Raw genomic sequence first — 15,297 nt, 5'->3', positions numbered from 1 at the left:
CGTAGCGAGGCTTGTGTTCTGTGTTTTAGAACCGTCCCTACGCCGATTGTTTGTCATTTTCGATTTCCTTTTTCATCTTTTTGAAAAAATCGCTGATAATCAGCTTAGCGACTCCGCCCAGCATTCTTTGTCCGATCGCTGCCACTTTCCCGCCAACCTCTGCGTTATAGCTGTAGGAGAGCGTCGTTTTACCTTCGTCGACAGAAGTCAGCTGAAGCTGTCCTTCCGCATCCAGAAAGCCCGGCCCGCCTTCCCCATGCACTACCAATTTGTAGCTGGCAGGAGCCTGCACATCCATCAGCGCGATCGTCGCATCATATTTCCCCTTTACCGCCGCAATGCCGACGGTTAGATCCGCACGATATTTGCCTTCCTCTATCAGGTCCAGCTTCTTGCAGCCCATGATGCACTCTGCCAGCACTTCCGGATCCATGAGTTTGCTCCATACTTGATCGATAGACGCATTTAAAGTAATTTCTCCACTACCGTTCATACCGGTTCCTCCTTCAATTGCTTCTTCCCTTTTTGTGCTTCCTGCATGAGCGACCATATCCGATTCGGCGACAACGGCAAGCTGTCAATCGAGATCCCCAAAGGCGAGAGCGCGTCGGCAACGGCATTGGCGATGACAACCGGGGCACTCATGGTGTTACCCTCGCCCAATCCTTTGGCCCCCAGCGGTGTTAACGGGGATGCCGTTTCGTAATGCTCAATCGTAACCTTAGGCATCTCCGTTGCCGTCGGACACAAGTAATCCATAAAGCTGCCTGTAAGAAAATGTCCGTTTCGGTCATATGCCAATTCTTCATATAATGCTCCGCCAAGCCCGTGAGCCAGCCCCCCCATAATTTGTCCGTCGACAATGAGTGGATTCAGCAGCTTACCCGCATCATGAACCGTCATATAATCAAGGATCTTCACTTCTCCCGTTTCCGCATCGACCTCGACGGTGACCGCATCAGCCACAAAACCGTAGGTGGCAGAACCGTTAACCAGATCGTTCTCATCCGGAGGAAGAGCCGTCGGAATAGAGTAGAAAGCGGTCTCATGTATCCCGGGCTCCAGCCCGGCCGGCAATCCCTGCGGGTTCCAATGGGCCGAGCCGATAAGTCTTTTCAATGAAATTTGCTGCTGCGGATCGTCCAGGACAACCACTTTTCCGTTCTGAATATCCAGTTCCTCTACCGGCTTGTTCATCTGATCGGCCGCAATAGCAAGCAATTTTTGGCGAACCTTTCCAGCCGCCTGATACACTGCGCTCGAACCAATTGGGGCAAAACGGCTGGAATAGCTCCCCGATGCCACCGACCATGGACTCGTTAAGGTATCCATCTCGGCGATGACCCGAACCGTCCGTGGATCTACCCCCAGCACTTCCCCAACGATTTGTGCCGCAACCGTCTCATGGCCTTGGCCCGTTGGAGCCGTACTGATGCGAACGGATATTCCCCCCGCTGGATCAATCGACACGGTAGCTCCTTCGGCACATCCCGATTTGGGCAGCGACTTCGCCCGCTGCTCCGGAGTAAGAGCAATGGTAATATATCCCATATTTGATCCGGATGGCTCTACGATACAAGCCAATCCTATCCCCAGATATTTGCCCTCCTGCCGGGCTTTCGCCTGACGCTCCCGAAACCGCCCGTAACCGACGCCCTCAAGCGCTTTTTCAAAAGCCGCAACATAATCACCGCTGTCGTATATGCCGCCGGAAGCGGTATGATATGGGAATTCCTCCGTTGGAATCAGATTCCGCCGGATGACATCCGCAGGATCCATTCCAAGCTTCTCGGCAACCATATGCATGACCCGCTCCAGCGGAAAATACAGCTGCTGACCGCCATATCCCCGAATCAGACCCGTAGGGCACTTGTTGGTCATCACGGCGATCGTTTCCATAAACAAGTTTTGAATCCGGTACGCTCCGGTGCTGTTGGAGTGCGTACGATACAAACAAGCGGGCTCGGGAGCACGGATATAACCGCCTACGTTATCGACCATTTTCATCTTCAAGCCTGTCACGGTTCCGTCCTTTCGCACCGCCGCCTCAATCCAGGTCACCCTATCGGTTCCGCTGGAGCTTGCCATCAGGTGCTCCTGACGGTCTTCAATCCATTTGACCGGCAGCCCGAGCTTTTTGGAGACTACTCCCATCAAGACCATATAAGGGAAAACCCCCGACTTGATGCCGTAGCTCCCTCCCACATCCTTAGGAATGATGATCCGGAGATGATTGCTCGGCATTTGCAGCGCGGCCGCCATCACTGATTGCAGCGTGAAGGGCCCATGAAAATTGGACCATATCGTCAGGTGATTGCCGCTCGGCTCGTAATGGGCGATCACCCCATAGGTTTCTACCGGAGTGGCGCTGTATTTCGGATAAAAAAACTTATGCTTGATGACCATATCCGCTTCAGCGAAGGCCTGATTCACATCGCCGTAATCGAAAGTTCGATGATTGGCAATGTTGGAGCCGACCTCGTCATGAAGCAGCGTGGCATCCTCTTTCAACGCTTCTTCAATATCCACTACGGCTTGCAGAGGTTCATATTCGACTTCAATCGCCTCAAGCGCATCCTCCGCCAAATACCGGTTTTTGGCTACGACAACAGCGACAGGCTCTCCTACAAACCGCACTTTCTCGACCGCCAGCGAATAGTACTTTACCGGCACGGTAACCCCTACGGGAAACGGCGCTGTCATCGCTGCAATATCCCTGCCGGTAACAATCCCTTTCACCCCCGGCATTTGCGCCGCCTTTTCCGTGCGAATCGCCTTGATTCTTGCATGGGGATAAGGACTGCGCAATATCGCCGCATGATGAATGTTTGGAAGCGGATTCATATCTTCAATGTAAGTGCCATGCCCCGAAGTAAGCCTGGCATCTTCTACCCGGGACATCGGCTGGCCGATTCGATTGTGTTTCATCGATCGAAGCCTCCCTTCTCCTTAAGTCGCTCATAATCTTCATATACATCGATATCTTCCGGCTCGGATGCCGGCACATGAACCAATCGCCGTACTTCCGCATATTTCTTGATCAGCTCCCGGCCGCCTTGATCACCGGTAATCTGCTGCAATTCATCGAATACGGTACGGCTGAACAAAACAGGGTGACCCGGCTTGCCCTGGTACGCGGCCTGGACAATCGGTGCTCCGCTTTTCTCGTAATCCAGCAGCACCTGCTCGACGACGAACGGATCGATTCCCGGCTGGTCCGCCAAAAGAACACATCCGGCATCCGCCGACAACCGTGTTAGGTAATCCATCGCCAATCGGAGGGAAGAGCTCATTCCCCGATCAGCCTCAGAATTAGACAGGACAACCAAGGGCAAATCTTCGATGGCTTCCGCTAATTCGGGAAATTCGGCATTCACGACAACCGCGACTCCGGCGGCTTTGATTCGCAGCGCTTTTTGGGCCACATACCGGAGCATCGGCTCTTCCCCTATCGGGAGAAGCAGCTTCCGCGTCCCCATACGTCTGGAGTAGCCCGCGGCAAGGAGGACTACCCATACCGACGGCTTCATAAATTCACCACTAGAAGCCCGTCGGCAGCCTGCCGTTCATGCAAGGGTTCCTTACGCAGCCGAAGGGATTGGCCGTCGCGTGCGTTCTTGCGACACACCAGCTCGGAGAGAATGCTTAAAGCGATCTCCTCCGGCGAATCCGCTCCGATATCCAATCCGACCGGAGAATGGAGCTTTTGCAGCTCCTCTTCGTTGAATTCTCCTCGCTCCGAGCGAATCTCATCCAGCATGCTTTGGATCCGATGGCGGGAACCCAAAACCCCCAAATAGGAAATGACTTCGGGGAGCAGCGATTGGACCAGCATGCGGTCCAGCTCATAGTTGTGCGTCATCACGACGACAAAAGCATCGTTTGTCACAGACATTTGCGAATATTGATTTCTGGAGGTCAGCATACGCTCATCCGCTTGCGCAAAATGCTGCTGATCGAGAAATTCCTGACGGTGGTCCGCTACGGTTACATGCCAGTGAAGTCTCTTGGCCCCCTCCACCAGCGGAACGGCATCCGAGCCGGCACCAAATATAACTAATCTAGGTCTTGGTTTTACGCTTTCCACAAACAGCTTTACACCCACGCCGTTCACCGTATTGTTCGAAAGCCCGGACGATAAATGAAGAGGGGCACCCCATTCCGTTTCCCTGCGATGGAATGTCAGGTAAGAGCCCACCGGAATTTGTGCCGGATCTTTCGATTCCAGCACAAGACCTGATATATATTCTTGAAGAGAGGACATTCGCTTTTCAAACGCCTGGATCTGCTCCTGCGCTTGTTTCGGATCATGCAAGGGGTCAAAAGGCTGAAGCCAAATCGTTAACGCACCGTTGCAGCCCACTCCCAAACCCCAGAACAGATCTCCTTCCAGCCTAAAATCATAACGGATCTCCCGGGGAACGCCCGCGTCGAGCACCTGCCGCGCGTACTCAAGCAGTTCCCCTTCCACACAGCCGCCGCTGATCGTTCCGATCACACTGCCGCTTTCCAGGACGAGACATCTTGCTCCTTCCCGCCGGTATGCCGCACCATCCACATCCACGATCGTCGCTAACACGGCTCGTTCCTTGTTGATCCAACACTGCTGCAGCGCTTTCAAAATCTCGACCATGTGTCTTTTCACCTCGCTTGTTGTCACTCTCAAGTTCGTACCTTTAGTATAAAAAAGATCAGGCGGGAATGGTTTCGTGATTGTTTCAACCTTATTTTAAAAATTATGCTATTTGTTCATTAAATTGGAAAACAGATTGCGATACTCGGTAGGCGTCTTCCCTTCTAGCCGCTTAAAGGTTGTGGCAAAATAACCGGCATTCGCGAATCCGGTATTATTCGCTATCACCTCAATAGGCAGAGAGGTCATCTTAATGAGCCGCTTCGATTGTTCCACCCTGTATTTGGTCAGGTATTCAATAAACGTAACGCCCATTTCCGCTTTAAACAAACGGCTGAAATGAGAAGCGCTGAGATACACCCAATCGGCCACTTCGTTTAAGGTAATCGGTTCGTAGAAATGACTGTGAATATATCGGATTACGCTTTGAATCGGATTTGCCAAATCCATCTCAACCGATTTGGAGGAGGAAGAAGGGCTGCCCAAATAATTGGTTTCCATCATCAAGCCCGGAAGCAGAAGACCGTCTAAAGCCGTAATCAGCTCCGTCTCGGTAAGCGGTTTCAGAAAATATTTGGAAAAGCCCGAATTCATGGCCGTTTGTACGGTTTCGAACATTTTCAAATGCGTCGCTACAATAATCGACACCTTTGGATTCATTTCCAGTATCTTTTTCCCCAGCTTGATCCCGTCCATATCAGGCAGCGACAAATCGAGAATTACGATATTCGGTTGATTTTGCTTTAACAGAAACAACCCCCGCTCGGCGGAACCTGCTTCGTAAACAGAGAGGTAGTTGTACTGGCTTTCTTCAATGATCATACGAATGGCTTGGCGGCTTTCTGCTTCATCATCTATCATCAGCAGTCCAGTCAAGATCGTCCCCTCCCGCCTTATGATTCCGTGATCGATAAATGTTCTTTCCGCAATTCACGTCGCAGTGTTTTGCCCGAGGGGCTTTTGGGAAGCTCGTTGATAAAAACATATTTCCGCGGCCGTTTGAAATTGGAGAGCTTAGGATGCTGCTTGCAGAATTGGTCCAATTCCTGGACCGTGAGACTGCTGTCTTTGGGTACGATGAAGGCGGCTACAATCTGTCCCCACCGTTCATCCTCTTCGCCCATGACGACGGCCTCCGATACCTTAGGGTGCTGAAGCAAAACCTCTTCCACCTCTGCAGGAGCAATGTTTTCTCCCGCGGAAATCACCATTTCATCCACTCTGCCGACGACATACAGATCTCCGTCTTCATCCAAGTATCCCAAATCTCCTGTATAGTACCAATGGTTCCGGATCGCATTTCTTGTCGCATCCGGTCGGTTCCAATACCCTTTAAAAGCTTCGATCGATTCGGCCTGAACTGTGATTTCTCCGATTTCTCCCGGCTTAACGATGCCGTCGGAAGAGGAGGATTGGGAGCTGTCGGTTGGAACTAAGCGGATTTTTTGATGGATACCCGGCCTTCCGGCGCATCCCGGCTTTTTGTCCAGGTTTGAACAGGTAGTGAAGGTATAGATTTCCGTACTTCCATAATGATTGATAAAGTGATTCGGCTTCAGCATTTCAATACATTTTTTGGTTAGCGCCGCGGACATCGGAGCGCCTGCATAGCCGATTTTCTTGAGAGAGGACAGATCAAAATCTGAAAAACGCGGGTCATTCAGCAATTCAAGGTACATGGTCGGATACATATAAAGACAGCTGATTTTTTCTTCAGCCAGAAGCGCAAGAGCTTTTCGGACGTCGAAATCCGGGGCTAGAACATATTTGCCGTTCAGAACGCACATGGATAGTAGAGAACGTATTCCCATCGTGTGGTATAAAGGCATGGCCCCGAGCGTGCTGTCAAAAATTTCATAGCGGTTTTGAATGATGTGCGCCATAGTGGAGGCGTATTCATTTTTGTGAAATCTTGGGACTCCCTTAGGCACCCCGGTCGTTCCTGAAGTGTACAGCATGACGGCGATATCGTCGCTGTCATGGGAAGACCCGGTAAAGTCACCGATACCTCTGGAAATCAAATCCTGATAGGAAAGATCGCCTTTATCCGGATCGAGACTGATGAGAATAGGCCGTTCATTAAATTTGGCGCTTAGAACGGAACGTTGACTGAATTTTTCATATACTACGATTTTAGGTTCCGCATCATTGATGCAGTATTGCGTATCCTCGGGAGAAAGGCGCAGGTTAATCGGCGTAAAGATCGCACCCAGCTTTTGTACGGCCCAAAACAGGCAAACCGTCTCCAGCCGGTTTTTGAGCAGCACCATCACCCGGTCTCTTTTGACGACTCCCAGTTTTTGAAGAGAAAATGCCAGCCGGTTTACTTCTTCGTTCAATTCCCGGAAGGTCAATACTTTATGGTCCTGCACAAGAGCGATTTTGTTCGGATATCTCTCAATGGCATAATCAAACACGGTTCCCAAATCCATTGTGACCGACTCCCCAATCGTTTGTTATGTTCTATTGTACAATGATGCCGACGCTGCCATTTTTGTTTTTTTGATATTCGTTCTTTTAGAAACTGATCACATTTCTCCTTTCTGTCATAAAAGATTCGTTAATGACTGTCAAAATCCTTTTACGCCGGCCCGCGTACTTGGCTGCTGCAAGCAGACAATTCAATCCATCGCTAACCATTGCACCCCATCCTGCGATATATTATGGTAAAATACAACTTATATCACACAAAAAGGTGGATTAGCTTGCGCTTATTTCATTCTCCGATTTCTTTGACGCCAGAGGAGAGCTTGCTGTTTACAAAATCGCATCTTCTTCACGTACTGGATCGAATCAGAATCGTATCTGTCATTCTGATTCTTTTTTATCCTTATTATTTTTATACCGATTTTGTCATGCTAAAAGATCTGGAGCATTCAGCCTTTCGATATACGCTTATTGCCATACACTTAGCCGGCCTCCTGATGTCCATCCTATTCCTGTATGTATACAGAATCCATAAATATAAAAACTCGTTTGCACACTCCATCTGGCCAACGTTGCTTGTAAACAGTTATGCCGCCTTGTATATCTTCATGGGCGTTCTTGCTTCCATTAACAGCCAAAGGTTGACGGGAAATGTGGACGCCTACATCATTATCGTGATTAGCGTTGCCGTGATCCTTCCGTTAAAACCGCGGAATTTCTTCATGATCCTCTTGCTCAATCACATCGTTTTCCTGGTTCTGCTTTCCCTGGTCAGCCAAGATGAATATACGTTTCTGATGAAGCAAATGAATACAACGGCAACGGCCGTCATCGCTTTTTTTATTGCTTATGCTTTTTATAATTACAAAAAATCGGATTTTATCCAGCATCTGAAATTGAAAGAGAATGAGGAGCGTTTCCGGAAGCTGTTTACGGTCAACCCTTTCCCTCTGGTTCTCTCCCGAATAAAAGATCATTCCATCGTTCTGATCAATCCGAAAGCTGTAGAATTTTTTCAGGTCTCCCCCGGCCAAATGGATAAGCTTAATGCAGCGGTGACCTATCCAAAAGGGGAGGGAAAAAAAATTCTCATTCAGAAGCTGCTCCATACGGGCAGCATAAATAACTATGTTTGCGAATTGAATGTGCCCCCTCACAGGAACAAATGGGCTATGATTAACTATGAGATCATGGACTACGAAAACGAAAAATGCATTCTGGCAGGCATAACCGATATTACGGAGCTAAAAAAAATGGAGGACGAGCTTACAAAACAGGCTTCCATCGATGCGCTGACCGGGGTGATGAACAGAAGACACGGAATGAATCTGCTGCATGACGAGCTGCTAAACGCTCAAACGCGGGGAACCGGATTTATTGTCTGCTTTGTAGACATCAACAATCTGAAGATAGTAAATGATCAATACGGCCATGCCGAAGGAGATCACTTGATCATTACGGCAAGTCAGGTCTTAAAAAGCAGCCTGGAGGGCGAAGATTTTCTTTTCCGGTACGGCGGTGACGAATTTATTATTGTTTTCCATAAACAACTTGCCGAGGTCTGCAGCATATGGGAACAAATACACAAAGATTTGAACCATATCCATCAATTGAATAGTAAGCCGTATACCGTTTCAGTCAGCTATGGCTTATTCTCTTTTCAGGCGGGCATGACCGTGACGGTGGATGAAATGATCGAACGGGCGGATCAAGAAATGTACAAGGATAAGCGCCGCTATAAAAGCGGACTTTAAACTTTTTTATCAGCCGAAAAAGAGCCGAAGATAACCCTAAGGGACGACTCAAAAAAAGACGAGCGTTAGAACCGTTGTTTTCCAAACATTCTTACGCTCGTCTTATCCTATTATTCAAGCAAGGGGAGGCGGCAGCTGCCGGACGATTTCCTCCAAAGCTTGATCCACGTTGGACGCGCGGACCGTGATTCTTCCCCTCTCATACTTTTCCGACGCATGCTGATAGCGCGGATCATAGTAATGCAGCAGCAGGAGTCTGGCTACCACGTCAAACCTGTCGTTCTCCAGCGCGCTGCGAATTTCGGCTGCGATAGGCGTATGAATCCGTTTGGCGATATGCTCGAAAGAGCGGACGGACTCCTCCTTATGCTCTTGAGGTCTATAGTCCATTAAGATATTGGCAACTCTTTCTTCGACCGGAATTTCTATGAAGATCGTCGTTCCCTTTTCTTTGGCCTTCACAAGAAATTCGGGCAAAAAAACCTTACCCACCCGTTTGCTCTCCGCCTCAATAATAATATACGGCGCTTTCCCCAAGCGGATAAGGTTATGGACCAGCAGGGAATCAAACGATTTCTGATTGTTCGGCGACTTTCCGATATGCCCGAAAATCGAACCCCGGTGCTGCGCCATTTCCTCAAGATTAATAACGGGATATCCCCGTTGAGCTAGGCGGTTCAAAAGCTCCGTTTTGCCTGTACCGGTAAACCCGTTAATAACATAGCAGGGAGGAAGCTCCGGAAAATTGCCGAGCATTTCTACAACCCAATTGCGGTAAGCGCGAAATCCTCCGGTCAGACGAAACATCTTTAATCCCATCAGGGAAGCGACGGTGGCGGACGTTTTACTCCGCATTCCCCCTCGCCAGCAAAATACGGCTTTGCGCTTCTGTTCGGTTTGGCTGATCGCACGGATAAAACCAGGCAGCTTTTGCGATACGATCTCCAGTCCTCTGTCTTTAGCTGCTTCTACGCTCTCCTGCTTGTACAGCGTACCTACCTCCGCCCTCTCCGCATCGTCGAAAAGCGGGATGTTTATACTCCCGGGAATCGTAGACTCTGCAAATTCAGACGGCGACCGGACATCAATCAAGGAGATTTCTCCTTTACGCTGAAGCTCAAGCAGTTCCGCTACGGTCAGATCCTGAAACATATGTTGACACTCCTTTTAGATGGTCCTGTGCGATGATGTAATGTATATCGGGTTTCCCGAATCCTTAAGATGTATCTCCTTGTTCTTGGTACCGTCAGGTACAAAGCCTTCCTCCGCAGTTCGCTTTCCCGCGGCAGAACAGGCATAGGCTCCTTTCCAGCATATCACTTCAACCGCTCTCGAATCAACGCGCCCGGGGTTAACCGTTGCCTTGCAGCTTTATCAGAAATAGGTTAAAAATAAAAAAGGCCCCCGGCCTTTTGACAGCTTATTTTCTTAATGTTTTGTATGATTTAAACCTCCATCCTATCACCTGACAACATTAACATTTTCGCGCTAATTTAACGTACATCTTATTTTTGGTCTTTTTGACCAATAACCAATTCATATCTATTGACGGGACGACCAATAGTACCATAATGTACTTCAAGACGCACAATCCCGCGTTTTTCAAGAAACTCCAAATATCGTCTGGCCGTGACCCGGGAAATCCCTACTCCTACAGCCGTTTCTTCAGCTGACAGGCGTCCGCCCTGGAGCTCCATGACATTGAGCACCTGCTTAAGCGTTGTGGCATTAAGCCCCTTAGGCAAATCTTCAGACGGAACCTGCCTATAATCTACCGGCTCGGGCTTTATTCGTTCAGCACTTGCAGCTTCACCGCTGATCAGAATGTCATCCAGCTGATCCTGAGTGACTGATTCTCCGGGCCTAAGCGTCTTGCGATGTGCAAGATACCGCTCCAGCGTTTGGTGAACCCGTTGGATCTTGAACGGTTTAATGATATAATCAAACGCCCCGTTACGCATCATCGCGCGCACGGTCTCCGTATCCTTTGCTGCTGTCACGACAATCACGTCGACAGGCATCGCTGCAGAACGGATGCGCTGCAGAGTGGCTATTCCGTCAAGCGAAGGCATAAAGATGTCAAGAAAGACCAAGTCGGGCTCTAGCTGCTCGATCAGCTTAAGTCCCTCCAACCCGTTGGCTGCCATTCCTATGACTTGAAAACCGTCCACCTGCTCCACGAACTGCCGGTTCACTTCTTGAACCATTGGATCATCCTCAATCAGCAGCACCCGAACGTGCGGTTTCTCTGTGTTATTCATCGCGTAAACTTGTCCCACCTTTCATCGGAAACAGGATTTCCATCGTTGTGCCCAAACCGATCGAGGATTCACAGGTTAACTTGCCGCGGCCTTTCATTACAATATCGTTCAGTAAATACAGGCCCGTCCCTCGATTTTCCCCGCCCTTGGTAGAGAAGCCTCGCTCCAGCATACGGTCAACCGTTTCCTTCGACATCCCGCACCCGTTGTCCTCAACGGCAATGGACAACAGCTCATCATTTTGTTCGATACCGACATACACTTCTTTATGTTCGGCTTCCACATCGGCAAGCGCATCGAAAGCATTTTCGATCAGGTTGCCGAGCAGCAATACGAGATCATGGCGGTCAAGAAGCTCCGGAAAGCGCTGCAGCCTGCTGTTTGAATCCATCCTGACCTCGATGCCAAGCTCCTTGCCACGGCTGATTTTGCCCAGAAGCAGTCCGGCCACGCCGTCATCTTCGATATGCTGCTGCAGAAAGCGCGTGATCTCCTCCTGCTGCTCGGCGATTTCGAACAGGTAATTGAGCGCTTCCTGCTGCTTTCCAAGCTGAATCAATCCCGCCGCCGTATGTATCTTGTTCATGTGCTCATGATTTTGCGCGCGCAGAGCATGAACAAATTCACGTACGCCGGTCAGTTCTTCCGCCATCCTCGTCACTTCGGTCCGATCCTGAAATATCCCGATGGCTCCAACCGTTTCGCCCGCATCACGGATCGGGATTTGGTTGCTCCATAGGATCGCTCCTCCGAAATTCAGCTCTCTGCCCAGCGCATGCTGCCCCGATTCGAGTACTTCCATCAGCCCGGTTTCCGGAACGACATCACCTATGGCCTGCCCCGTGACATCGTCTCTGACGCCAAAAATGCGTTTGGCGCGTTCATTGATCATCGTAATGGCTCCGTTGCGATCGATGGCAATAACCCCCTCATGCATGGCCTGGAACGCCGCCGTACGTTCCCTAAACATGCCGGCGATTTCCTGCGGCTCAAGATTAAACATCTGCCGCTTGATATGGCGGGCCAGCAGGATCGAACCGAAAATGCCGAACAGTAGCGATATCAGAGAGGTGACGGCAAGAGGACGTTTCTCCTCACGGATCAGCTCAGCTATGCCCGGGAGCAAGCCTCCGGCCACAACCACACCGACCTGTTCATGCTCGGTGTTCATGACGGGCACAAAAGCTCTAAGACCGACACCCGCCTCGCTTCGGACCTTGGAGACATACATATGCTCGGCAAATGCAGGATCGTTCTCTTCTGCGGCGAACGTTCCGCCGATACGCTCCGATAACGGATGGGACAGTCTTCTCCGGTTCATGTCCAGTACACTGATATAATCCACATGATTCAAAATCCTGATCTTGTCCGCGACCGGAGCAATATGTGCCGCGGCATCAGGTCTATCGATGCTTTCGATCACATTCGGCAGGTTAGCGACGGTTTGGGCTGTGATCGTCAGCCGGTTTCTCAATTCATCCTCCTTAAGCCGGGTGAGGCTGCCGATCAGCACGACACCGCCGATCAGAAGGGAGAAAAGGACCAGCCCGAACGAAAGCAGCATGATTTTCCAATAGATGCGAAGCCGATTCACCGTTTCCCCGTCCTTTCGTGCGGTTTATTTTTCTATTCCATTGTGAAATAATAGGGCTGAAATAGCAATAACCCGGAGGTGGGCTCACATCAAAACGGTTGCGGGAATCGGCATCTTTCTTGTGCTTGGCTTGCTTGCCGCATATTTGATCGGTTTTCAACCCGATATGAGAGGCGAGCTGCCCTACGACGAGGAATTCACAGGCCTAAAAGACCGGATTATCATCAAATTCAGCCATGTCGTCGCCGAGAATACCCCCAAGGGACTGGCCGCGGCGCATTTTGCCCAGCTTGTCAAAGAAAAGTCGCGAGACCGGATAGAAGTTCAGGTATTCCCCAACGGCATGCTGTACACGGAAGACACCGAAATCGCCGCCCTGCAGCGCGACGATATTCAAATGATCGCTCCCTCGTTCTCTAATATGAACAGAATTGACCCCGCATGGCTCGTAATGGATCTGCCGTTCCTTTTTCGGAATCAACAGGAGGTGGATCAGGCTCTTCAAGGGGCATTGGGCGAACGGCTGCTCGCAACGCTGGATGCCAGGGGGATGAAAGGGGCCGCCTTCTGGGATAACGGCTTCCGGCAGGTTACGAATAACATACGACCGCTGCGCACGCCTGAAGACTTTCAAGGCTTGACGTTCCGAGTCCAGCCAAGCCCTGTACTGGAGCAGCAGTTTAAAGCGCTGAACGCATCGACGATTAGCACACCATTTAATGAACTTTACCGAACTCTGGAAACCGGTAAAGTCGATGGTCAGGAGAACACTGTTTCCAATATTCTAAGCAAAAGGCTGTACCAGGTCCAGCGCTATATGACCATAAGCAATCACAGTTATCTTGGCTATGTCGTCACATTTAACAAAACCTATTGGGAGAAGCTTCCTCCCGATATACAAAAGCTTCTACAGGAGGCGTTGGCGGAAACGTCGGATTGGAATCGCCGCGAAGCGCTTTTGTTCGAAAACCGGCCGCCGTCGCTTCTTCAAGATCAATCCCTTGAAATCATAACACTCTCCGAGGAGGAAAAGACGCTCTGGAGAAAACGCTTCGAGCCGTTGTATGATGAATTCGCCGCCATGATCGGAAACGACTTGATGAAGGAGATCCGTTGACCAAAAGATACTAAACAAACAATATGACCGTATTATTGTTTTAAATTGCTTTCTTTAATACACTTGGGACACGAAAAAACGTTTTCAAAACAAGAAAGAGAGGATTGTCCCATGAAGCTCCGGATCAATCTGAGAAACCTTACCGTCCAGGTCGTTATTGCCATCATATTAGGTATCCTCCTAGGGCATTTCTTCCCCGCAACGGGCGAAAAACTGAAAGTCCTTGGAGATGTCTTTATCAAGCTAATTAAAATGGTTATTGCGCCTATTGTATTCTTTACCGTCGTTCACGGGATTGCAAACATGGGTGATATGAAAAAGGTTGGTCGCATCGGCGGGAAAGCGCTTTTATATTTCGAAATCGTAACCACGATTGCACTGGCCATCGGTCTTGCGGTCGTTAACCTGGTCAAACCGGGAGCCGGTATCGACGTATCCAAGGCGACCGGCGACATTTCCAAGTTTACAGAGAAAGCAGCGGAACAAGCCAATCACGGCTTTGTCGACTTTCTTGTCGCCATCGTACCCGATAATGTCGTGGCTGCTATGGCCGGCGGCGATCTGCTGCCGATTCTGTTCTTTGCAATCTTCTTCGGTTTGTCTTTGACGGCTATGGGCGAAAAGGCCAAGCCTGTAATCGATTTGTTCGATAAGCTTTCACATGCCTTTTTCGGTGTCGTGAACATAATCATGAAAGTGTCCCCGATTGCCGCCTTCGGCGCCATGTCGTATACGATCGGTAAATTCGGGATTGGGTCGCTTACTTCTTTAGGAAAGCTAATGGGTTCAGTATATATCACGATGGCCGTCTTCATTATTGTCGTTCTCGGAGCGATCACAAAAGCATACGGCTTCAGCATATTCAAATTTATCGCTTATATTAAAGAGGAAATCATGCTGGTGCTCGGTACTTCCTCCTCGGAGTCGGCACTGCCGCGCATGATGGATAAGCTTGAGAAATACGGCTGCTCCAAGTCGGTCGTCGGACTGGTCGTTCCCACCGGCTACTCGTTCAATCTGGACGGTACGGCCATCTACCTATCTATGGCAGCCATGTTTGTAGCCCAGGCATCCGGAGTGGAAATGACGATCTGGCAGCAGCTTACGCTGCTTGGCATCCTGATGGTGACCTCCAAAGGCGCTGCAGGCGTCACCGGCTCAGGTTTCATCACACTAGCTGCTACGTTGGCCGCCTTCCCTTCCATCCCTATTGCGGGTATGGCCCTGCTGCTCGGCGTCGACCGGTTCATGTCCGAAGCGCGTGCCATTACGAATCTGATCGGAAACGGCGTAGCCACCGTCATCGTCGCCAAATCGGAAAATGAATTCCATCCGGGCGGTCATCCTGAGCCCGCTGCCGGACAAGCGGCGGAAGAAACGCAGCCGATTATGAACGGTGTACCTAAGTCGGTTTAAATCTTAGATAAGCATATTGATCTTTAGCAAAAGGAGCGAATCCGATAGATTTGCTCCTTTTGGTATATCATGGCCATCCAGCGTCTTTAATTCAA

Annotated in this window: 12 protein-coding genes; 3 read left to right on the top strand and 9 right to left on the bottom strand. The window is 49.9% G+C overall.

All coding sequences use genetic code 11. From position 1 onward, the window contains the following. Positions 1-37 precede the first annotated feature (37 nt). The 6 genes from ACZYR9_RS06025 to ACZYR9_RS06000 all read right to left on the bottom strand — a co-directional run bounded on the left by ACZYR9_RS06025 (position 38) and on the right by ACZYR9_RS06000 (position 7,065). The gene (locus ACZYR9_RS06025; RefSeq protein WP_488977564.1) at positions 38-493 is read right to left on the bottom strand and encodes an SRPBCC family protein; all 456 of its coding nucleotides are present in this window, start codon (positions 491-493) and stop codon (positions 38-40) included. Continuing rightward, complete coding sequence (locus ACZYR9_RS06020) at positions 490-2,928, bottom strand: xanthine dehydrogenase family protein molybdopterin-binding subunit (RefSeq protein ID WP_488977563.1); 2,439 nt, start codon at positions 2,926-2,928, stop codon at positions 490-492. Before ACZYR9_RS06020 ends, ACZYR9_RS06025 begins: the two co-directional genes overlap by 4 nt. After that, positions 2,925-3,530, bottom strand: a complete 606-nt coding sequence (locus tag ACZYR9_RS06015) for a nucleotidyltransferase family protein (RefSeq protein WP_488977562.1) — start codon at positions 3,528-3,530, stop codon at positions 2,925-2,927. The genes ACZYR9_RS06020 and ACZYR9_RS06015 overlap by 4 nt, the downstream gene beginning before the upstream one ends. Continuing rightward, entirely contained in the window at positions 3,527-4,633 is a 1,107-nt protein-coding gene (locus ACZYR9_RS06010) for an XdhC family protein (RefSeq protein ID WP_488977561.1), read from the bottom strand. The genes ACZYR9_RS06015 and ACZYR9_RS06010 overlap by 4 nt, the downstream gene beginning before the upstream one ends. A 108-nt stretch (positions 4,634-4,741) precedes the next feature. Then, the gene (locus ACZYR9_RS06005) at positions 4,742-5,509 is read right to left on the bottom strand and encodes a response regulator transcription factor (RefSeq protein WP_488977560.1); all 768 of its coding nucleotides are present in this window, start codon (positions 5,507-5,509) and stop codon (positions 4,742-4,744) included. Between the two features lie 17 nt (positions 5,510-5,526). Then, positions 5,527-7,065 (bottom strand): class I adenylate-forming enzyme family protein, encoded by a 1,539-nt coding sequence (locus tag ACZYR9_RS06000; protein WP_488977559.1) that lies wholly within the window; start codon positions 7,063-7,065, stop codon positions 5,527-5,529. Positions 7,066-7,338: 273 nt separating this feature from the next. Between ACZYR9_RS06000 and ACZYR9_RS05995 the strand changes: the two genes are divergently transcribed. After that, a complete protein-coding gene (locus ACZYR9_RS05995; protein ID WP_488977558.1) occupies positions 7,339-8,814 on the top strand; it encodes a sensor domain-containing diguanylate cyclase in 1,476 nt (491 codons plus the stop codon). Between the two features lie 114 nt (positions 8,815-8,928). On the opposite strand, the gene mnmH is transcribed toward ACZYR9_RS05995, so the two are convergent. From mnmH to ACZYR9_RS05980, 3 genes are all read right to left on the bottom strand, one after another. Next, positions 8,929-9,966: a tRNA 2-selenouridine(34) synthase MnmH gene (mnmH, locus tag ACZYR9_RS05990; RefSeq protein WP_488977557.1), complete on the bottom strand. Its 1,038-nt coding sequence runs from the start codon at positions 9,964-9,966 to the stop codon at positions 8,929-8,931. Between the two features lie 353 nt (positions 9,967-10,319). Further along, positions 10,320-11,075 carry a response regulator gene (locus ACZYR9_RS05985; protein ID WP_488977556.1) on the bottom strand — a complete coding sequence of 252 codons (756 nt, stop codon included), beginning with the start codon at positions 11,073-11,075 and terminating at the stop codon, positions 10,320-10,322. Beyond that, the gene (locus tag ACZYR9_RS05980; protein ID WP_488977555.1) at positions 11,068-12,669 is read right to left on the bottom strand and encodes an ATP-binding protein; all 1,602 of its coding nucleotides are present in this window, start codon (positions 12,667-12,669) and stop codon (positions 11,068-11,070) included. The genes ACZYR9_RS05985 and ACZYR9_RS05980 overlap by 8 nt, the downstream gene beginning before the upstream one ends. 88 nt (positions 12,670-12,757) lie before the next feature. On the opposite strand from ACZYR9_RS05980, the gene ACZYR9_RS05975 reads away from it, so the two are divergent. Both ACZYR9_RS05975 and ACZYR9_RS05970 read left to right on the top strand, forming a co-directional pair. Then, the gene (locus ACZYR9_RS05975) at positions 12,758-13,786 is read left to right on the top strand and encodes a DctP family TRAP transporter solute-binding subunit (protein ID WP_488977599.1); all 1,029 of its coding nucleotides are present in this window, start codon (positions 12,758-12,760) and stop codon (positions 13,784-13,786) included. Positions 13,787-13,897: 111 nt separating this feature from the next. Then, positions 13,898-15,202: a dicarboxylate/amino acid:cation symporter gene (locus tag ACZYR9_RS05970; protein ID WP_488977554.1), complete on the top strand. Its 1,305-nt coding sequence runs from the start codon at positions 13,898-13,900 to the stop codon at positions 15,200-15,202. The last annotated feature ends 95 nt before the right edge of the window (positions 15,203-15,297 follow it).

The organism is Paenibacillus sp. F024 (assembly GCF_057814255.1).
The sequence above is the reverse complement of the archived record's forward strand: the minus strand, read 5'-3'. Positions and strand labels throughout refer to the sequence as shown.